Origin of the sequence: Vibrio sp. 10N.261.55.F4, from assembly GCF_041470465.1 — a bacterium.
In the GTDB taxonomy this organism is placed as follows: domain Bacteria; phylum Pseudomonadota; class Gammaproteobacteria; order Enterobacterales; family Vibrionaceae; genus Vibrio; species Vibrio crassostreae_C.
In genome coordinates, this window is record NZ_JBFRMM010000044.1 from 16,221 (window position 1) to 35,352 (window position 19,132).

The following is a 19,132-nucleotide window of genomic DNA, read 5'->3' on the forward strand; positions in this document are numbered from 1 at the left end:
AAAAGGCTTAACTATGGCAGGCATTGATAATATTCGTTCAGGGCAAACCCTAACGACCACTAACCGATCAGCAGTACGCTCTGATTCTAGTTCTGAGGCATCACGCTCTGATGTATCAACTAAATCACCAGCAAGCAAAGATGCGGTTTCACTGAGCCAACAAGGCAAAGCGATTGGTCAGCTCCACCAAGATATGGCAGCACAGCCAAGCTTTGATTCTGTGAAAGTAGCAGCGATCAAAGAAGCAATTGCGAATGGTTCATACACTGTCGATCCAGAGAAACTGGCTGACAACATGATCAAGTTCGAAGATGAATTAAAAGGCCTTTAAGAAAACACTAACTTTTCATTGAAGTTATTGTCTTAAAGTACACGAGGTTATGAATAGGTTTACGTTATGGCGGCACTAGCAGATTTAGTTAATTTTCAACTTCAAAATGCCAAAGCCTTATCTGAATTACTAAGTTCAGAGAAAACCGCTATTACGAGCCGACAATCAAACGATATTGAGCGAATCGCCAAAGAAAAAGTGGTCCTAGTTGAACAACTAAGATCAACCGATCAGCGAATCGCAGCCCATACCAATATCTCAGAACTGACCGAGAACCCTGAACTTGCTCAGTTAGTCACTAAGATCCAGTCCATAGTGCACGATTGCCAGCAAGCGAACCTTGTGAATGGCGAAGCCTTAAATCGAGCGCACCTTAGCTTCAAAAAACTCAGCAATATGATGCAGCAAAGTCACGGAAAAATTGGCATGACCTACAATGCCGGTGGTCAAACGCATACTATCTCTACGCTGGGAACCAACGTAAAAGCCTAGTTAAGTTAACTCTTCCTCTTCAGTAATACCCCTTGTTAACCGTTTATCTGTACCTCAGACTATTCCTGTCGTTATCTTTTATTAAAACACCTAATCAGCCTTTGAACGCCCTGACAAAATCGATAAACAAAAAAGCGGCAAGTATTTTCATACTTGCCGCTTTTACATTCATATTAGTTATTGGTTGCCGATACGCCATCTGGAAAACGAAAGCAGCCAATATAACTGGATAGTCCTATCGCTAGACGCCCCTTGGGCTAGAACAGCGTTTGTTGTCTCTTTTCAGGTACAGGTTGAACTTCACCGTAATTACGTAGCTGTTCCATCTTACGGATATCAAGCTGAAGCTCAGTAACATAGCTATCGCCCACAGGGTAGCTGCGTACCACTTCTGCACCGCGGATTACGCCATCAACCGCACCAGAAGTACGTTCCGTACCAAGGCGTTGATCTTCCAACTCTGCCCGACCACTCACTCGCATACCGTAAACTTGTTCTGCAAGTTCACGATAGGCGTCGATCTTAGAAGCTCTCATCGCACGGATACGTCTTTCTTCATCGTTACGTCCTTTCTGCTCACTGATACTCGCGTAGCCAACGGCAACTAAGTAGTCGTCTGGCCTCATGTTTTGCAGTGGCTGACAGCCAACAAGCAGTAAAGCGGCAACAACAAATATTAACTTCTTCATCTCGAACTCCTAAGGGCGAAGAATAACAGTATAAGGCTGGCTGATCGTTGGGTCAGAACGAATGATAACGCCATCTTGAGTTCGAATACTGTTTAGAGTATCTAGGTCACGACCAATACGGTCTGCAGGCAAGAAGCCTTGTGCCGTCGCCACGACAATGCGAGTTTGCATGCCAACAACACGAGCATTGACTAACACACCACCTTCTTGGCGAAGCATAGTGCCTGTCAGTACGTACTGTACGTCTTGTTCTTGAGCTAAGTCTTTCCAATCGCGGCTTAACGCAAAGTCACCTTGATGAGTCACTTGAATAGAACCTGTTGTTTTGAAATCAACAACCTTGAAGCCACGACGCTGAAACTGATGAATGAAACCTTCTGATACCGAGTTTCCTAGCCAGTTCGTTGTGTCCATGTGTTGCAGGTCAACAAACGACGTAATCGCTATCGGAGTTCTTGCTGAGATACTCGTATTCGAAATGATCAGATCTTCGGTCATACTTTCCACGAAGAAATCCATGGTATGACGAGGGCTATCCATCAACATAAACTGACTGCCTGAATATTCAGACTTGCCGTTATAGATTGGCGAATAAGCGCATGAGGTCAACAACATGACACTCATTACTACGAGCCATTTTTTCATTCTCTTATCTCCAGATAGGTTTAGTGCTCCCTGTTCCAATATGTTCTCACCATTATTCTTTTCAATGGATTACAATGTTGGAACAGTCTTTGCTTTTCATTAATGGTTCAGATTAAGAAAAACGCACTTAAGTCAGCTTCAAGCTTATAGTTATTTGTTAAGCAATATTTATACCCAACTGGTAACGAATAGATGAAAAAAATAATTTCTTACTTATTTTCAATAAGTTCACTGATAACCATAAGCTTCAGTGCTCATGCCTCTTGGTATGAAGTTACCGGTACCGCAGCCATCGTATCCTCAGAGGAAACGGCAAGGGTTCATGCTCTGGAAGACGCGGTATATAAAGCGATCCAGTTCTCAGGTGCTGATATTGGTAGTATCTCCAACCTCACGCCGTACCTCGACGCAAACAAGAAAGAGTTTCAATTTACCAATCATGAAGTGCGCTACATCTTGGTAGAGAAAGAGAAAAAACGCAGTGGCAATATAATGATCACCGCAAGGATCGATATCTATCCTTCGGCAAATGCTTGCCATGAGAGCCAATACAAGAAGACATTTTTAGTCGGCAACATTGATGTGACCTCCCCTCAGCAAGCTGTAATGGGCAGAATCTATAACATTGGTGATGATTTTGGCCATGTCGTGGACCGACAGCTGGCGCAAGAGTCTCGCAGCTTTGTTTCCGTTGGCACGACCAATTACGATATCGACAAGCGTCGACCAGAGGTGATCAAGATGATCGCCCAAGACACTGGCGCGCAGTACATCATTGGTGGCGACATTACCGATTTAACCGCGACCATCGAATCCAAGCTTTTGAAAGACGACATCATCAATCGTCAGTTTGCGTTAGAGATGCAAGTCTTCGATGGTAAAACAGGACATCAGGTTTACAACCGTAGCTATCGTGAAGTGGCAAAGTGGCCATTTGCTAAGACCAGTGAAGTGGACACCCGCAGTGCTCGTTTCTGGGCATCAACCTACGGCAGTATGATGCTGCGTGTTAGCCGCAATATTATGTTGGACTTGGAATCTGAAGTGTCATGTAAGATCACGCTTCCAGAGGTGGCAGCGGTATTTGGTAACACGGTGACCATTGATTTAGGTCGAATGCATGGTGTTCAACAAGGTGACAAACTGCAACTGTGGCACACAGGTTCGTTTATCGACCAACGCGGCTTGCCACGTAATAAGGTATCTCAAAGCGATATCACACTGACCGTTTCTCGCGTTTATGAAAACGAAGCAGAACTGACGATCGACCAACCAAGCCTTGCTGGAAGCATTCAAATTGGTGATGTGATGCAGAAAATCATGTAGTTAGCGACACGCCCGCCTCACAGTTTCTAATAAAGCCTTAGCACTTTTGTTAAGGCTTTATTTTTTTTCATGGGTATTAGTTTCGGTTTTGCAGTATTTGGCGTAATCTTATTAATAACATAATCATCACTTAGCAAACTATGAGTCAGAATAATCTAATTGGTGCTACCGGTTACCGCTTTATCTCGAAAGGTAAAACCGCTTTTAAGATCCACATTCATACTCCCGAAGATACGGTGTTGCATCGGTCGGTCGGTTTTGTTCGTATGGGTGAAGACAAAGCACTGAAGAAAACCATTAAATTAAGAGATGAACTGGGCAGACAGCTATGGGGCAAATTTTGGCCCAAAGTCCTCAAAGAGCCCTACCTGATGACGCGCCTGCCTCATAGTCTAGAACCCAAAATTGTATTCAAACCAAATCCAACTCAGAGTGATCCCGAACACCGCGACGAATGCTACATCGCTAAGTGGCGCGTCTTCTCTGAGAATGGTGACTACAAGTACAAAACCAAGGTATGTTCAATCAGAAAGCACGGCCGACTTGCAGCTTATAGCCAAACCAAACGTGCGCTGCTTGATGCTCACAAAGACGTAATTGATCTACTTATATTTATGGGACGATTGAACAGCATCGACTTAAAATAGGCTTAAATCCGATTAAGCTGACCGCCCATATTTTTCAGATACAAAAACAGCCGCACATTGCGGCTGTTTTTAATTTATGACGATCCATCGTGGCAATTTAGAGTATTGCTACATACAAAATCGATTACCTAGTTTCGGCATATCTCAGCCAGTGTCGCCAATCGGCGCTTAGACTCTTTCACATAAGGGTTGGCTTGATCCCATGCGTAACCCGCCAGAATTGAGCACACCATCTGCTTAATCTTTGGATTTGGATCTTGATAGAAAATCACATCCTGCAAAGTACCTGAGTACCACCCCTCAACATACGTTCTAAAGGTGTTTACACCAACCATCAAAGGAGCGGCATAATCGCGTTCCCAATCTACCTTCTCACCGTTAAGTTGCTTTTCGACACACTCAACCGCAAACTGTGCCGACTTCATCGCAATCGTCACGCCTGACGAGAACACCGGGTCAAGGAACTCGCCGGCATTGCCAAGCAACGCGTACTTATCCGTCGCCAAATGTTTTACATTGGCAGAATAGCCACCAATTTCACCCGCAGGGTTTGGATACTCGGCGCTTGCCAGTATCTCAGCCAAGCCCGGCTCTTCCGCTGCCAGCTGTTTAATTGCAGCAATCTTGTCTTCTGGATAGGACTCAAAGAACTTAGGCTCTCCTACCACACCAAACGAAGAGACACCGTTACTAAACGGGATCAACCAATACCAAACATCAGGGTTGGTTGGATGCACAGAGATAAGAATCTTATTTCGGTCATATTCAAGATCGGTATCCACCTCTGCAATATGATCGTTAATGTGCGTAAAAATAGCTTTGCGTGGAGGAAGCGATGACGGCTCTTCCAAGTTAAGCATTTTTGGTAGCACTCGACCAAAACCACTGCCATCCAGAACGTATTGAGCTTCTATCTGATAACGCTCTCCACCCAGCACTTGTACATCTAAAATGGTGCTGTCGTCGGTGAAATTAATGCCCATTAACTCATGTTGGTAATCAATGCAGACACCCTGCGCCTCAGCCGTATCTGCCAAAACCTTATCAAAGGCACCTCGCTGAACCTGAAACGTGGTTCCAGGGCCAGAAGAGAACTTGTCTTCAAAATTGAACGCCGTATAAACACCATTTTTGCGAAAGGCAGCGCCATCTTTGTATTGGAAGTTAGCGTTGATCACTGCGTCAGTCATCCCAGCCTGTTCAATCATTTCCATACAAGCTGGTAATAGGCTTTCACCAATAGAAAAGCGAGGGAATACGCTCTTTTCAATCACTCGAACATCGATGCCTTTTTTATGAAGTAAAGACGCAGCAATAGACCCTGATGGCCCAGCTCCGATGATCACCACTTGAGTTGATAGTTTTTTCATTATTTAAGCCATGTTTGTTATTTTTATTGCGCGCCAGCTTTCAATTCTAGAAGCGTGTGACCAAGACCGATATCGTCGGTACGCGTTACCACTTCAAAGCCCGCTTCTTCAACAATCTCTAAGAAATCTTCACTGCGGTAAAAACGACTGTTGCCATTGGCCAAGCAGGTAAAGTAGAGAGACGTCGCGTTTAAGCTATAAGAAGCCGCATCGTATTTCTGTGAATCCCAAAACAGTTCAAGGATATAGACAGTCGCATCTTCTGACATATGAGAGCGAACGCGCTTTAATATGCTCAGAATCTCCATTGGCGAGAAACAATCAAGGAACTGACTCATCCACCAAACATCCGCGCCCGTTGGCAGAGTTTGCTGTTTATCGAGCATATTCGCTGGGAATGGCGTGACTCGCTCTTGATGACCATGCTTTGCCGCGTTTGCCATTGCCATTTCTAGCTGCTGTGGCAAATCAACAATCGTCACCTCAACGTCCGCATCATGGTTGCAGCATTGCATCGCCCACTTACCCGTGTTGCCGCCGATATCCACCAGCGACTTAGGTTTCTTGCTGAAGACTTTTTCAAGTAACACAGGGAACGAGCGATCCGAATAGAAGTGATCAAACTTGAACCAACTCTCTTTTGCTTTTTCTGGCAATTGAGACAAGCCTTGGTAAATGGTTTCCCAATCACCCAACTCTTTCAAGCCTGCAGGTGTGCCTTCTTCAATCGCTTCTGTTAGATGCATCATCGCGGCATAACAAACATCGGCTGTGAAATCCATGTTTGCGTTAGTCATACCATCATGCAGAAGGTAGAAACCAAGGTTAGCCATTTTGTAGTTAGGCTTTTCCCAAGTCACAATATGAGCACTTAACGCCATATCGAGCAGGACTTTCACGCCGTACTCAGAGACACCGGTCGATTCAGAGATAGACTCTGCTGGTAAACCCTCGTTGCCCGCGTCATCTAACGCTTTCAAAATGCCTAAATCACGAAGTGTACGAGCAGTATGAAAAACAATCGGAGCGAAAGACAATTTCTGCGCTTCTGTTTTTGCTTCTAATGCGTTGAATGGATCTAATTTATATTCCGACACGAAAAACCTAACTTTAAATAATAGAGAGTTACTCAGCTGCCATTTGCGCAAGCTTACGTTTAATATCAACGTTTAAGTTATTAACCCAACGGTTGTAATTACGGTGTATTTCACCATCGTCGTACTTCAAATTCTCTGATTCAACGTAAAGAATAGAGTAAAACTTATCACTATAAGGAATTTCAACCACAGCGTGGTGCGAACGAACATACAATTCAGCGCGGATCAAACCAGGCTTTATTTCTGAAACCAACCAGCCTCGATTTTCAGCAGATTCAGAAATAGCTGATTTAACCTGTTTACTTTGAAGATTCAGTGCAACTGGAGTATCCTCAACATTCATTACAGGTTGGACGCGTCCACATCCTGCAAGAACGAATATGAATAACATTGAAACTGCTATTTTTAGTAATTTCATTTAAATTCCTTATCTGTGTTTATTTATAAGCGCGCATAGTATTTAGTTAGACTCAAAGCAAATCAATACTCTATGTCAAATCAATCCCAATTAATGTCGTTTAATATTGAGAAATGGTCTGCAAATTCGGCTGGTCTCAATTCTGTTGCCCAATGGCAAGCGTGGAGCACTAATTTAGATTGGCCACAAGATGGCTCAACTGAATTTAAAGCGATCCCACCGATGATGCGCCGCCGAATGAGCCTACAAAGTAAATTGGCCGTTCAAACTGCATTGACACTCTTAAAAGACAACTCGATTGATTATCTGGTTTTTGCCAGTCGACATGGTGAACTGCACCGAACCGCAACCTTGATCCAGTCGATATTGGAAGGTGATGATGCCTCGCCAATGGCGTTTTCACAGTCCGTGCATAATACAGCTGCAGGGTTAACTACCATCGCAGCGAAAGCACCAATCCCTCTGACCTCTATTGCGGCCGGCCAAGATACTTTCCACAACGCTCTGATCGAAGCTTATCTTTACCTACATCAGTACCCGTCACATCGTGTACTCGTCATTGACTTCGACCAGCCTTTGCCTGAGCTTTACCAAGAATACGAAACACAAGACTATACGGATTATGCTCTGGGCTTAGTGCTCAGCGTTGGCAGTGAATATTCTATTACTAGAACAGTAGAAGCCAACCAAGCACCTTCCGTGTTACCACAAGGGCTACAAACGCTCCAACATATCTTATTGGGCGCAAATAAGTGGGCTATTGCTGGCAAGCACCAAACTTGGTCTTGGGTAAATAACACCGAGACAGGTCCACAATCATGAGCAAAATCGACCAATATTGGCGAGTATTCGCGACAGGGCTGTGCTTTACCATCTTTGGTCTAGGTGGCTTAGTATTAAGCTTCTTAATCTTACCGACTATCGCGCTAACCAATCCCAATACCATTAAAAGAGAGCTTAAAGCACAGCGATTAATCCGTTTCTCATTCAATGCGTTTTGCCAGATCATGAAGTTCACCGGAGCAATCGATTACCGAATTGATGGTGCAGAACTACTGCGTAACGACCGTAACTGCATTATCGTCGCCAACCACCCAAGTTTGATTGACTATGTGCTGATCGCCTCTCAACTTCCTCAATGTGATTGCCTCGTCAAAGCGGCCATTTGGGAAAACCCTTTTATGAAAAGGATTGTCAAAGCGGCAGGTTATATACCGAACCAAGCCCCTGACGATCTTTTAGAGCGCTGTGAAGAACGCTTCTCACGTGGCAATGTCATGCTGATTTTTCCCGAAGGAACTCGCACAACGCCAGGAATTGAACCATCCTTACAGCGTGGGGCGGCACAAATCGCGACTCGAACACAAACCGATTTACGCGTGATTCATATTACGGTTTCTCCGACATTCTTAACGAAAGAGAAAAAATGGTATCAAGTTCCTGCGTCGAAGCCCTTTTTTCATGTCGCGGTGAAAGGTAAAATAGAAGTCGAACCATTTATTGAAGGCTCAAATAATTTAACTTCGGCAGCAAGGCGCCTTAATCATCATCTTGCACAAACAATTTTCCCTTCCGAAGAAAACATTTAGCGTATCAATAACATAACAGGCGATATCGGCATTTCGAAAATACCTCATATAATGTAGAATCGCCCCCTTAAAGCAGCATTCAGATAAAGCATTAAGTAGGCCAAAGTGGAAACATTACACAACGAACTGAAACAACTGATCATCGACGCATTGAACCTTGAAGACATGAGCATTGATGAGATTGAAACGGAAGCTCCACTATTTGGTGATGGACTTGGACTAGACTCTATCGATGCCCTTGAGCTTGGCCTTGCTATCAAGAAAAAGTACAACATTGTTATCGATGCAGATGATTCAAACACTCGACAGCACTTTGCGTCAGTTGAAAATCTAGCGAACTACATCTCTTCTCAAACGAATAACTAGACAGATCTTTATGACACAAGCTAACCAACAAGAAGTATACAACCAGGTTAAAGATGCGCTTATTGAGCTGTTCGAGCTTGACGCTGAAGATATCACCCCTGAAGCTCATCTCTATCTTGATCTAGACCTAGACAGCATTGATGCCGTTGATTTGGTCGTTCACCTACAGAACGTCACAGGTAAGAAGATAAAACCTGAAGAGTTCAAAGCAGTGCGCACCGTTAATGACGTTGTCGAATCTGTGGTTGAACTATTGAAGGACGCCTAATGCGTCCTCTGCTGACTTTACTGTCGGCAATTATACTTTTCACTTATCCAATAGCGGTTTACTTTGGACTCAACAAGTTTGGCTTACAAACCGTTGGTATTGCCTTAGCCGCTATCTTTGCTGTACGCATTTTCACCGGCGGTCAGGCTAAAATCAAAGAGCTAAAACACCTAGCTTGGATCAGTGGAAGTGCCGGTATTGTTCTGCTGGCTTTAGGCTTAGCCTTTAAGCAACACGGCTGGCTAACCTATTATCCCGTTATCGTTAATGTTTGTATGCTGGTTGTATTCGCTTCGAGCCTATGGCAACCACAAACGATTATCGAACGTCTTGCTCGCCTTCAAGAGCCTGAACTTCCGCAAAGTGGCGTTGATTACACACGAAAAGTCACCAAAGTGTGGTGCTTGTTCTTTGTTATCAATGGCTCTATTGCCCTTTACACCTGCTTCCAACCGCTAGAAGTATGGACCCTATACAATGGCTTACTCAGCTATCTGTTTGCAGGGTTACTCTTTGCAGGAGAGTGGGTAGTAAGACAGCGCATTCGTCAGAGTTAAATTGTTATGACCCAAACCGTATCTTACACCTCGTTGTCTGAGCTTCTTAGCCAGGACAGAGCCCCTGAATCTATTGTCTGCTTTGACGACAATAGCGAGATTACGTGGCAAACATTTAACGACGACTTATCTCAACTCGTACAATTTTTGTCTTTATCCCCTTTTCAACGAATCGCGATTTGTACCCAAGACAGCTACCTATTTGCGGTGGCCTTTTTGGCATGTACAGCAGCCAACAAACACATCATCTTACCGGGCAACTACCAGCCATGTGCGCTTGCTGAGTTAAGTAAGCAGTTTGATTGCCTGCTAGTTGATAACTCGATTGGCGAAGTTGAGGTGAATGACGTTCGTAATATCCAAACCTTATTGGATTCAAACACTGAAGCACAAAAACCTCTAACCGAGAATCTTACGACCATTGATTTGGCAACAGTCCCATTAACTCTGTTCACTTCAGGTTCAAGTGGCACGCCAAAAGCGATAGATAAAACGTTAGAGCACCTCGATATTGAGACCGCTCAGTTACACAAGAACTGGGGTGAGTTACTCAAGGGAAACCAAATCCAAAGCACAGTTTCTCATCAACATATCTATGGTTTGCTGTTTAGAATCTTATGGCCACTATGCTCTGGTGTTCCATTTGCTCGACACAACCTTGAATACCCAGAACAGATCTTATCTCACGCAAATCAAAACTGTGTACTGATCAGCAGCCCAGCGCTACTTAAACGATTAAAGCATGAGACCAACAAGGTACAACTTGCAGGAATCTTCTCTTCGGGTGGTCCATTGCCTACCGAGTCGGCTCACCAGTCACGAGATCTGCTTGGTCATTTACCGATTGAAGTCTTTGGTAGCACAGAAACCGGTGGCATCGCATTTCGTCAGCAAGAGAGCGCTCAAACGCCTTGGCAGCTTTTTGCCTGTATTGAGGCTAGTCTCAACAGTGAGAGTTGCATTAAGTTATTGTCGCCGTACATCGATAAGAATAACTGGTATCAAACCTCTGATGAGTGCGAGATGGTCTCGGAGAATCAATTCATATTGAAGGGCCGAACGGACCGAGTGATCAAGATAGAAGAAAAGCGAGTATCACTGGTTGAAGTGGAAAAGCGACTGGAGCAACTGCCTTGGATAAGTGAGTGCGTGGTTATTCCATTTGAGGAGCCTGAGCGATTAATATTAGCCTCTGTTTTGGTATTATCAGATGAAGGCCAAGCCGCTCTATCGACCATGAGCAAAGGTAAATTCTGGTTGATGCTGCGTACAGAACTCAGAAAGTGGTTAGAGCCAATCGCAATCCCGAGAAAATACCGTGTTGTCGATGAGATCCCCCTCAACAGCCAAGGTAAGCGATTAACATCTCACATAGAACAGCTAATAAAATCATAGAAACCGCTGATCGTATTTTACACTGAGATTATCTTTTTATATTTTTGTCAAAGAACCAATATTTGCCCAAGGATTCTAAGCACGCCCTATGGATAAAAGAAAACCAAACATCATTGCTGTAGACACGGTAGAAAATGAATCGACCCTGACACTTCATGTTAGCGGAGATATCACCGACTTTAATGGGCACTTCAAGAGCTTCCCTATTCTACCTGGCGTCACGCAAATTGATTGGGCACTTCACTACGCAGTCCAAGAGTTAGGCGTTCCTGGTTTCTTTAAAGGAATGGAAGTCATTAAGTTCCAAGAGCCTATCCTGCCTGACGCTACAATCCAGCTATCACTCAAATGGGATGCTGACAAAGACAAGCTGAGCTTTAGTTACACATCAAACAACGGTGAACAGACCCACTCTTCAGGCAAAATGAAGCTGGGAGAAAAAAGTGAATAGCGCTCCCGTCGAGGCTACTTCTCAACACCACACAAAAGAAAGCAGCTACAAGGCTTGCTTCCTTATCCCGTGCTTTAACCATGGCGCAACCATGCCGGCTGTGGTGTCGTCACTTCATCATTTTGAGTTACCGATCATCATCGTTGACGATGGCAGTGAACTCACAACAAAACAGTTTCTGTCTCCCCTAGCAGAGAATTCAAACGTAACCTTGGTGACGCTTGAACAGAACCAAGGTAAAGGCGGCGCAGTAAAAGCCGGAATCAAAAAAGCGCAGCAACTAGGCTTTAGCCACGCTATTCAGATAGATGCTGATGGGCAACACGACCTGGAAGCCTTGCCAACATTGATTGAGGCCTCACAAGCTAAGCCACAACGTCTGATATCAGGCCAGCCTATCTACGACGACAGCGTACCCAAAGCAAGGCTCTATGGGCGCTACGCGACACATATCTGGGTATGGATAGAAACCCTTTCTTTATCAATTAAAGACAGCATGTGTGGCTTTAGAGCGTATCCTATCAACCAAACTCAAACTGTGTTGAATAAGTACGATGTTGGTTCGAGAATGGACTTCGATATCGAGATTTTGGTTCGCCTGTATTGGGAAGGTTGCGACATAGACTTCGTTGAAACGCGCGTTATCTATCCTGAGAACGGCATCTCTCATTTCGATGCGTTGTGGGATAACGTCAAAATCAGTTGGATGCATACACGTCTATTCTTCAGCATGCTGCCAAGAGCACCAAAACTGATTGCTCGCCATTTCAAATCCGATTCAGCTGATAATAACCCAAATTTATCGACTGATTCAGAGCCGCAAGCTTCTGAACAACCACACTGGTCCCGCACTCAAGAACGCGGCACAGTATTAGGCATTAAGCTGTTATTAGCCATTTATACCTTGTTAGGTCGCGGTGTGTTCAACCTCATTCTGCGTGGTGTGATGCGTTACTACCACTTGACGGGCCAGCGTGCGCGAAACGCTTCCGAACAATATCTATTCCAATTAAAAGCCTATGCGGAACAGCAAAATATTGAGCTCCCCGGAGAACTAACCAGTTACAACCATCTGCTTTCATTTGGCCATACGATGCTCGACAAGCTCGCGGCATGGAAAGGTGATTTCTCGGCAGATAACCTGACTATTCATGGCCAAGACCAGTTCGAGAGCATGGTGGCAAATAAGCAAGGTGTGCTAATCCTTGGATCTCACCTTGGCAATATTGAGCTGTGCCGAGCTTTAGGTCGCAGACACTCGAACATCAAAATCAACGCCCTGGTTTTTACAGAACACGCCGAACGTTTTAATTCCGTGATGAAAGCGGTTAACCCGCAGTCTGATTTAAATCTGATTCAGGTGACATCGATGGGGCCTGATACCGCTATCTTGTTACAACAGAAACTAGAGCAAGGCGAATGGATCGTGATTGTTGGCGATCGAACTTCCACCAGCAAAGAGAGCCGCTCAGTATGGGCTGAGTTCTTAGGTAAGGAAGCTCCATTCCCTCAAGGTCCATTTATGTTAGCCTCGGTTCTCAAAGCACCCGTATTTTTGCTGTTTGGGTTACGTGACGACTCACAATCTAAGCCGCATTTTAATGTCTATTTCGAGCATTTTAGCAACAAGATCGAGCTACCAAGAAAGACTCGCGAACAATCTTTACAGCAAGTCGTGCAAAAATACGCAAATCGACTTCAGCACTACACACTGCAAGCACCGCTTCAGTGGTACAACTTTTTTAATTTTTGGACATTGAGCAAGCACCATGACGAAAAAGAATCCAAATAGCATCACCTTTGGTGCCGAGCGCCTCACGATTGAGGATGTTGTCGCTATCTCACAAGGCGCAAAAGCCTCGATGAACACAAGTGAAGCATTCACATCTAAGATCGACCGTGGTGTCGCTTTCTTAGAACGCCTATTGAAAGAAGAAGGTGTGATTTACGGTGTAACGACGGGTTACGGTGACTCATGTACGGTTGCGATTCCGCCAAACCTAGTTGACGAGCTACCACTGCATTTAACACGTTTTCACGGCTGTGGTTTAGGTGAAATATTGTCTCACGAACAAGCTCGTGCAGTATTAGCAACGCGCCTGTGTTCGTTATCACAAGGTGTCTCTGGTGTGACTCACGATCTACTCAACCAGATCGTTACCCTAATCAACCAAGACATCTCACCACGCATTCCTCAAGAAGGATCGGTGGGTGCCAGTGGCGACTTAACGCCGCTATCTTATTTGGCTGCAGCCCTAATCGGCGAGCGCGATGTTATCTACAAAGGCGAAGTTCGCCCAACCAGTGACGTCTACAAAGAGTTAGGAATTAGCCCTATCAAACTTAAGCCAAAAGAAGGCTTGGCGTTGATGAATGGTACGTCTGTAATGACGGCATTAGCTTGTATCGCTTACAAGCGTGCGGAATATCTAGCTCAGCTATCAACTAAGATCACCGCTATGGTATCAGTCGGTATGCACGGCAATGACTTCCATTTCGATGAAGCGCTGTTTGCAGTCAAACCTCATCCTGGTCAACAACAAGTTGCTGCATGGCTGCGTGATGATCTGCAAGCGGATCGCCCGCCAAGTAACAGTGATCGCCTCCAAGATCGTTACTCTCTGCGCTGTGCTCCACATGTTATCGGCGTGGTTCAAGACTCTCTGCCTTGGCTACGCCAAATGATCGAGAACGAGCTAAACAGTGCCAACGACAACCCAATTATCGATGGTGATAATGAGCGCGTACTGCACGGTGGACACTTCTACGGTGGACACATTGCAATGGCGATGGATACGTTAAAAACTGCAGTTGCGAACCTTGCTGATCTGCTTGACCGTCAAATGGCTCAGCTGATGGACTACAAGTTCAACAACGGTTTGCCATTCAACCTAACGGGTGCTGAAGGCGAACGTAAGCCAATCAACCACGGCTTTAAAGCAGTACAGATTGGCGTTTCAGCTTGGACAGCAGAAGCATTGAAACACACCATGCCAGCAAGCGTATTCTCTCGCTCAACTGAGTGTCACAACCAAGATAAAGTGAGTATGGGCACCATCGCAGCTCGTGACTGTTTACGCGTTCTAGAGCTAACCGAACAAGTGGCAGCAGCGTCACTACTGGCGGGGACACAAGCACTCGAACTTCGTAAGCGCCACAATGAGCTTGATGAGCACCACATGAGTGAGAACCTCAAGCACATTCGCGACGAAGTGCTTAAGGAGTTTGAATTTATCGTAGAAGATCGACCACTTGAAGGCGATCTACGCCACTTCATTGCTCGTATTCAAAGTCAGCACTGGTCACTTTACTCATAAAGTAGCCAACCCTTTACGCAATATTGTTGAGAGCGATTTATGTCTGAAATCCTTCACCCATTACAATCTGAGGTGACGCTTATCACCTCATTCCAAGATGCCGACCCAATGGGCGTGATCTATCACGGCAACTACTTCCGATTCTTTGAAGAAGTTAGGCGCATCATGATGGATAAGATTGAGTACAACTACCATGAGATGAAGGATTCTGGCTACATGTGGCCTATCATCGATACCCGCGTGAAATACATTAAGGCGATACCGTTTAATCACAAGATTAAGGTAACGGCGAAACTCACCGAGTGGGAAAATCGCCTGCGCGTCGATTATGAAATTCATGATGCTCTAACCGGTGCTCGAATGACACGTGCTCACACCATGCAGGTTGCCGTCACCATCGAAGAACAAGAGATGTGCTTTGCCTCACCCAAAGTGTTTACTGACAAAGTCGAACACTGGCACCAATTTGGTTGCTTACCTCTAGCAACTGAACATCAAACACAAACCTCTAACCCACAGCAGGTGAACCATGAATCTGTTTAAACGCAGTCGCAAATACATCAATATCGCGCTAATTGGACTTACTGCGATGATGGCAAGCGGCCTTGTAAGCGCCAAAGAAAACTCTGCTGCTGTCAATTCTATTTCAGAGCTGCAGACGGTGCTCAGCGAAAATAGTATTGTGCGTGGTGAGTTCACTCAAACACGCAATATGGAGATGTTCGCCCAGCCTTTAACGTCACAAGGTACATTTCTGTTAGACAAATCAAGTGGCTTACTCTGGACACAAACCACTCCGTTTCCCGTGAACTTAGTGCTCACCGATAACAAACTGAGCCAAAGGTTTGCCGATCAACCCGCAAAAATCATCACCGACAAAGAAAATCCAATGGCGTTTTATTTCAGCCATATCTTCTTGTCAGTGTTTCATGGGGACACGCAAAAACTTCAGGAACAGTTCGCACTCAATTTTGAGCCCGCAACTAACACCAGCTCTGATGAAAATGTACAAGCATGGACACTGACTCTAAAGCCCAAAAATGCACCGATGAATGCGGTGTTTGAGGCTATCACGCTGCAAGGCAACAGCGATATTGAACGTATTGAGTTGAAAGAGATTCGTGGAGATAGCACAGTGATCGAATTCAGTCAGTTAAGCCATCTACCGGAAGTATTATCAGATGCTGAAGCGAAACAATTCCAACTCTAGTCTTGCCCTTGTTTGGCTTGTTGTTGTAATGCTGTTTAGCGGGTTGTTGATAAAACAATTCGCTTTTTCTTCGTCGGTACCCATTGAAAGCAACATCCTAAAGTTACTACCAGAAAACCAGCAAGACCCAATGGTAGAGCAAGCCTTTCAGCAGATATCCAGCTCGATGAGCGAGCAAGTGGTGTTTATCATCAGCGCCCCCGACATCGAACAAACCATGGTTGCGACCGACGCTTTTGAAAAAGCTCTCAACCAAAGAGCCTTTTCAAGTCAGCCAACTCTGTTTCAGCAAGTTCAAGGCAAAATCAGTGCCAGCACCCAAAGCCAGTGGAGCGATTTCTACTTTCGTCACCGAGCTCAACTGCTTACCCAGCAACAAAAAGAGACGCTGACCCACTCGCCTGATTCACGAGCTCAATATGTGATTCGGTCTCTGTACAATCCGTTCTCAGGCGTGACTGCAGCCGAACTGTCGATGGATCCATTTCTACTATTTCGCGACTACATCAGTGCCGTTGGCGTTCAATCAAGTAATTTTGTTCAGAAAGAGGGATACCTCACCGCTCAATCTAATGACCAAACTCATATTTTGGTTACAGCAACTCTGGCTGGCTCGCCTTATAGCTTGGCGATTCAAGAACAACTTCCCGATCTTGATTCAATTGAGCGCGAGGTCGAAAAACAATTTGGCGTCAAGGTGCAGCATACTGGTGTGGTGTTCTACGCCAATTACGGTACCGAAAGCGCGAAATCAGAAATCAGTACCATTGGTTTGGGCTCATTGGCAGGCGTTATTTTATTGGTGTGGCTGACATTTCGTAGTGCGCTACCACTTGCCTTATCTTTACTCTCAATCAGTACAGGATTATTGGTTGCACTGGCAAGCACTGTCGCTATCTTTGGTAAGGTGCATCTATTCAGCTTGGTGTTTGGCGCTAGCTTGATTGGCGTATCCATCGATTACTCTTTTCACTATCTCACTGACCGTTTGGCCGCAGGAAGCCACTGGCAGAGCGATAAAGGCCTAAAGCATATTTTCATTGCCATCACTCTAGGTTTAATCACCAGCTTAATCGGATACTTAGGGCTACTGGTTGCGCCATTCCCAGGCTTGCAGCAACTGGCTCTGTTTTCGTCGATTGGACTGATCGCAGCTTACGCCAGTGTGGTGTGCTGGTACCCCGTTTTAGCGGTAAAACCAGGCCAAGAGCGCCCTCTTCCCCTGTCGAAACTTTGGCATACTTGGTTAAGCCTTTGGAGCAACCAAAAATTTAGAATTGGCTTACCGTTAACAGTGACTGTCGTTAGCTTGATGTCACTCAGTCAAATTCGTTACGACGACGATATTCGCCAGCTTCAGGCTATGCCCGAACAACTCAAACAACAAGAGCAAGCCATTACTGAGATATCAGGGTTAGGCAGTGGTCAAAATATGCTTTTGGTCACAGCTCAGAGCGACCAAAAGCTACTCAAAAAATTGACAGAAATCACCACAAGCTTAGATTCGCTGGTCAATAGCCAAGGTATCTCCGGGTATCGCAGCATCAATCAACACTTGTTAAGTAAACAAGAACAGCATGATAACTATCAGTTGGTTGAACAACTCTATAGTCAACAAAGCCATATATTACAAAGCTCTCTCGGTTGGTCTACGTTTCCAGAACTACCAAAATTCGAACCAATCACGGTATCTGGATTTTTGGAGTCTCCAGTCTCAGAGCCTGTTCGACCACTTTGGTTAAAACCTATCGACGGGCAAGCAGCGTCGGTCATTTTGATAAAAGACGTCACTGATGCTGAGCTGTTCTCACAGTGGTTGGAGTCAGATTTTGCTCAGAAGCAAGGTGTGAAACACCTCAATAAAGCGGATGAAATCTCCTCTCTTTTTGCTGAGTACCGCGTCAAGATTACCGAGCTGTTATTGATAGCATTGGCAGCTATTGGCATGCTGTTAGGCTGGCGCTATGGTGTGAAGCAAAGCCTGTTAATGCTGTTGCCTTCATTGATTGCAGGCGTAGCAGGTTTGGCGGTCACGGGCATTTTAGGCTCGACACTGAACCTATTTAACCTGCTTGGTTTGATTCTGATTTTAGGGATTGGCATAGACTACACCCTATTCTTTGCTGAGCAAAAGAAATCGCTGAGCACCTTATTAGCGATCACCTTGTCAGGTCTCACAACACTACTTTCATTCGGCTTACTGTCGCTGAGCCAGACTCATGCTATTCATAGCTTCGGGGTGACGGTTCTGACAGGGATCTTTGTCGCTTGGCTGCTTTCTCCACTCGCGATCAACAGTAGTAAAAACGTAGAAGGACCAATTACTCGAGAGGCTTTTAGATGATCCAGACATTAAAGGTAACCTTCGCCATACTAGTGGGCATTCTAATGAGTGCCTGCTCGATGGTTTCTCAGCAGCCAAGTGGTGCGAGCGTGTCTATCGATCAAGACACCGATCTAGCACTACCACTGCCAGCTGAACTGGGATACTCATTAACAGCCAGTCAGTTGATTAGCGCTACGTGGGAAAATGATACACAGCAGCTTCCGGTTCAAGTCGAAGTCACACCAGGTAAAGTGGTTTTGGCGGGGTTCTCCTCTTGGGGTACTCGCATTCTATCGCTGCAATACCAGAATCAAGTAATTGATACGCAGGTTTTGTCTGGGCTTGGCGCAACTTTGCCACAACCTGAACAGGTGCTATTTAATTTAATGCTTACCTTATGGCCGGCTGAAGCATGGGCTCAGCCTTTACAAAGCATAGGTTGGCACCTAGTCGATACCGACAAAACAAGAACCGTATTTGATGAAAACCAACAGGCAATCATTCAAATTGATTACCAAACAGATCCTGGTACACACAAAACGGCAGGCGACATTGTTTTCAAACATTTGACCCTGGGCTACAACATCACCATACAAACGTTGAACTCAACGATTGTCGACAATCCAAGTAAGAGTTGA

General features: G+C 45.1%; 22 protein-coding genes. 17 read left to right on the forward strand and 5 right to left on the reverse strand.

Annotated features, from left to right (window positions below; all coding sequences use genetic code 11):
• Positions 1-13: 13 nt before the first annotated feature.
• Both flgM and AB4249_RS20300 read left to right on the forward strand, forming a co-directional pair.
• Entirely contained in the window at positions 14-331 is a 318-nt protein-coding gene (gene flgM, locus AB4249_RS20295; protein ID WP_017062263.1) for a flagellar biosynthesis anti-sigma factor FlgM, read from the forward strand.
• Positions 332-397: 66 nt separating this feature from the next.
• Positions 398-823, forward strand: a complete 426-nt coding sequence (locus AB4249_RS20300; RefSeq protein WP_017064136.1) for a flagella synthesis protein FlgN — start codon at positions 398-400, stop codon at positions 821-823.
• A 257-nt stretch (positions 824-1,080) separates the two neighbouring features.
• Here AB4249_RS20300 and flgP read toward each other — a convergent pair whose 3' ends face one another.
• Complete coding sequence (flgP, locus tag AB4249_RS20305; RefSeq protein WP_017062265.1) at positions 1,081-1,512, reverse strand: flagellar assembly lipoprotein FlgP; 432 nt, start codon at positions 1,510-1,512, stop codon at positions 1,081-1,083.
• Positions 1,513-1,521: 9 nt separating this feature from the next.
• Positions 1,522-2,157, reverse strand: coding sequence for a FlgO family outer membrane protein (locus tag AB4249_RS20310; RefSeq protein ID WP_017064137.1), 636 nt, complete (start codon positions 2,155-2,157; stop codon positions 1,522-1,524).
• A gap of 192 nt (positions 2,158-2,349) precedes the next feature.
• Here AB4249_RS20310 and AB4249_RS20315 point away from each other — a divergent pair, with 192 nt between their 5' ends.
• Entirely contained in the window at positions 2,350-3,483 is a 1,134-nt protein-coding gene (locus tag AB4249_RS20315; protein WP_017064138.1) for a flagellar assembly protein FlgT, read from the forward strand.
• Positions 3,484-3,623: 140 nt separating this feature from the next.
• Positions 3,624-4,130, forward strand: a complete 507-nt coding sequence (locus AB4249_RS20320) for a hypothetical protein (protein WP_017062268.1) — start codon at positions 3,624-3,626, stop codon at positions 4,128-4,130.
• Between the two features lie 128 nt (positions 4,131-4,258).
• Here AB4249_RS20320 and AB4249_RS20325 read toward each other — a convergent pair whose 3' ends face one another.
• The 3 genes from AB4249_RS20325 to AB4249_RS20335 are packed head-to-tail and all read right to left on the reverse strand — an operon-like array spanning position 4,259 to position 7,015.
• Positions 4,259-5,500, reverse strand: coding sequence for an NAD(P)/FAD-dependent oxidoreductase (locus AB4249_RS20325; protein ID WP_048659807.1), 1,242 nt, complete (start codon positions 5,498-5,500; stop codon positions 4,259-4,261).
• 23 nt (positions 5,501-5,523) lie between these two features.
• Complete coding sequence (locus AB4249_RS20330) at positions 5,524-6,597, reverse strand: methyltransferase (RefSeq protein WP_017062270.1); 1,074 nt, start codon at positions 6,595-6,597, stop codon at positions 5,524-5,526.
• Between the two features lie 28 nt (positions 6,598-6,625).
• Positions 6,626-7,015: a hypothetical protein gene (locus tag AB4249_RS20335; protein WP_017062271.1), complete on the reverse strand. Its 390-nt coding sequence runs from the start codon at positions 7,013-7,015 to the stop codon at positions 6,626-6,628.
• Between the two features lie 72 nt (positions 7,016-7,087).
• Between AB4249_RS20335 and AB4249_RS20340 the strand changes: the two genes are divergently transcribed.
• The 13 genes from AB4249_RS20340 to AB4249_RS20400 all read left to right on the forward strand — a co-directional run bounded on the left by AB4249_RS20340 (position 7,088) and on the right by AB4249_RS20400 (position 19,132).
• On the forward strand, positions 7,088-7,837 hold the full coding sequence (locus tag AB4249_RS20340) for a beta-ketoacyl synthase chain length factor (protein WP_170962821.1): 750 nt from the start codon (positions 7,088-7,090) through the stop codon (positions 7,835-7,837).
• On the forward strand, positions 7,834-8,604 hold the full coding sequence (locus tag AB4249_RS20345) for a lysophospholipid acyltransferase family protein (protein WP_372104564.1): 771 nt from the start codon (positions 7,834-7,836) through the stop codon (positions 8,602-8,604). Before AB4249_RS20340 ends, AB4249_RS20345 begins: the two co-directional genes overlap by 4 nt.
• A gap of 105 nt (positions 8,605-8,709) precedes the next feature.
• The gene (locus tag AB4249_RS20350) at positions 8,710-8,970 is read left to right on the forward strand and encodes a phosphopantetheine-binding protein (RefSeq protein WP_004736154.1); all 261 of its coding nucleotides are present in this window, start codon (positions 8,710-8,712) and stop codon (positions 8,968-8,970) included.
• A gap of 10 nt (positions 8,971-8,980) precedes the next feature.
• Positions 8,981-9,238 carry an acyl carrier protein gene (locus AB4249_RS20355; RefSeq protein ID WP_004739745.1) on the forward strand — a complete coding sequence of 86 codons (258 nt, stop codon included), beginning with the start codon at positions 8,981-8,983 and terminating at the stop codon, positions 9,236-9,238.
• A complete protein-coding gene (locus AB4249_RS20360; RefSeq protein WP_017062274.1) occupies positions 9,238-9,795 on the forward strand; it encodes a septation protein IspZ in 558 nt (185 codons plus the stop codon). The genes AB4249_RS20355 and AB4249_RS20360 overlap by 1 nt, the downstream gene beginning before the upstream one ends.
• 6 nt (positions 9,796-9,801) lie before the next feature.
• Positions 9,802-11,190, forward strand: coding sequence for an AMP-binding protein (locus AB4249_RS20365; RefSeq protein WP_017064141.1), 1,389 nt, complete (start codon positions 9,802-9,804; stop codon positions 11,188-11,190).
• Between the two features lie 88 nt (positions 11,191-11,278).
• Positions 11,279-11,641, forward strand: a complete 363-nt coding sequence (locus tag AB4249_RS20370; RefSeq protein WP_017062276.1) for a 3-hydroxyacyl-ACP dehydratase — start codon at positions 11,279-11,281, stop codon at positions 11,639-11,641.
• Positions 11,634-13,433 carry a glycosyltransferase gene (locus AB4249_RS20375; protein ID WP_017062277.1) on the forward strand — a complete coding sequence of 600 codons (1,800 nt, stop codon included), beginning with the start codon at positions 11,634-11,636 and terminating at the stop codon, positions 13,431-13,433. Before AB4249_RS20370 ends, AB4249_RS20375 begins: the two co-directional genes overlap by 8 nt.
• Positions 13,411-14,958 carry a histidine ammonia-lyase gene (gene hutH, locus AB4249_RS20380; protein ID WP_372104567.1) on the forward strand — a complete coding sequence of 516 codons (1,548 nt, stop codon included), beginning with the start codon at positions 13,411-13,413 and terminating at the stop codon, positions 14,956-14,958. Before AB4249_RS20375 ends, hutH begins: the two co-directional genes overlap by 23 nt.
• A gap of 39 nt (positions 14,959-14,997) precedes the next feature.
• Entirely contained in the window at positions 14,998-15,501 is a 504-nt protein-coding gene (locus AB4249_RS20385) for a thioesterase family protein (protein ID WP_017062279.1), read from the forward strand.
• Positions 15,488-16,168 (forward strand): outer membrane lipoprotein carrier protein LolA, encoded by a 681-nt coding sequence (locus tag AB4249_RS20390; protein WP_017064143.1) that lies wholly within the window; start codon positions 15,488-15,490, stop codon positions 16,166-16,168. Before AB4249_RS20385 ends, AB4249_RS20390 begins: the two co-directional genes overlap by 14 nt.
• Positions 16,140-18,512: an MMPL family transporter gene (locus AB4249_RS20395; protein ID WP_102428629.1), complete on the forward strand. Its 2,373-nt coding sequence runs from the start codon at positions 16,140-16,142 to the stop codon at positions 18,510-18,512. Before AB4249_RS20390 ends, AB4249_RS20395 begins: the two co-directional genes overlap by 29 nt.
• Positions 18,509-19,132 (forward strand): DUF3261 domain-containing protein, encoded by a 624-nt coding sequence (locus AB4249_RS20400; protein ID WP_029235193.1) that lies wholly within the window; start codon positions 18,509-18,511, stop codon positions 19,130-19,132. The genes AB4249_RS20395 and AB4249_RS20400 overlap by 4 nt, the downstream gene beginning before the upstream one ends.

Coding starts and splice junctions, on each gene's coding strand:
- flgM (WP_017062263.1), top strand. CDS start 14: ATGGCAGGCATTGATAATATTCGTTCAGGGCAAACCCTAACGACCACT.
- AB4249_RS20300 (WP_017064136.1), top strand. CDS start 398: ATGGCGGCACTAGCAGATTTAGTTAATTTTCAACTTCAAAATGCCAAA.
- flgP (WP_017062265.1), bottom strand. CDS start 1,512: ATGAAGAAGTTAATATTTGTTGTTGCCGCTTTACTGCTTGTTGGCTGT.
- AB4249_RS20310 (WP_017064137.1), bottom strand. CDS start 2,157: ATGAAAAAATGGCTCGTAGTAATGAGTGTCATGTTGTTGACCTCATGC.
- AB4249_RS20315 (WP_017064138.1), top strand. CDS start 2,350: ATGAAAAAAATAATTTCTTACTTATTTTCAATAAGTTCACTGATAACC.
- AB4249_RS20320 (WP_017062268.1), top strand. CDS start 3,624: ATGAGTCAGAATAATCTAATTGGTGCTACCGGTTACCGCTTTATCTCG.
- AB4249_RS20325 (WP_048659807.1), bottom strand. CDS start 5,500: ATGAAAAAACTATCAACTCAAGTGGTGATCATCGGAGCTGGGCCATCA.
- AB4249_RS20335 (WP_017062271.1), bottom strand. CDS start 7,015: ATGAAATTACTAAAAATAGCAGTTTCAATGTTATTCATATTCGTTCTT.
- AB4249_RS20340 (WP_170962821.1), top strand. CDS start 7,088: ATGTCAAATCAATCCCAATTAATGTCGTTTAATATTGAGAAATGGTCT.
- AB4249_RS20345 (WP_372104564.1), top strand. CDS start 7,834: ATGAGCAAAATCGACCAATATTGGCGAGTATTCGCGACAGGGCTGTGC.
- AB4249_RS20355 (WP_004739745.1), top strand. CDS start 8,981: ATGACACAAGCTAACCAACAAGAAGTATACAACCAGGTTAAAGATGCG.
- AB4249_RS20360 (WP_017062274.1), top strand. CDS start 9,238: ATGCGTCCTCTGCTGACTTTACTGTCGGCAATTATACTTTTCACTTAT.
- AB4249_RS20365 (WP_017064141.1), top strand. CDS start 9,802: ATGACCCAAACCGTATCTTACACCTCGTTGTCTGAGCTTCTTAGCCAG.
- AB4249_RS20370 (WP_017062276.1), top strand. CDS start 11,279: ATGGATAAAAGAAAACCAAACATCATTGCTGTAGACACGGTAGAAAAT.
- hutH (WP_372104567.1), top strand. CDS start 13,411: ATGACGAAAAAGAATCCAAATAGCATCACCTTTGGTGCCGAGCGCCTC.
- AB4249_RS20385 (WP_017062279.1), top strand. CDS start 14,998: ATGTCTGAAATCCTTCACCCATTACAATCTGAGGTGACGCTTATCACC.
- AB4249_RS20390 (WP_017064143.1), top strand. CDS start 15,488: ATGAATCTGTTTAAACGCAGTCGCAAATACATCAATATCGCGCTAATT.
- AB4249_RS20395 (WP_102428629.1), top strand. CDS start 16,140: ATGCTGAAGCGAAACAATTCCAACTCTAGTCTTGCCCTTGTTTGGCTT.
- AB4249_RS20400 (WP_029235193.1), top strand. CDS start 18,509: ATGATCCAGACATTAAAGGTAACCTTCGCCATACTAGTGGGCATTCTA.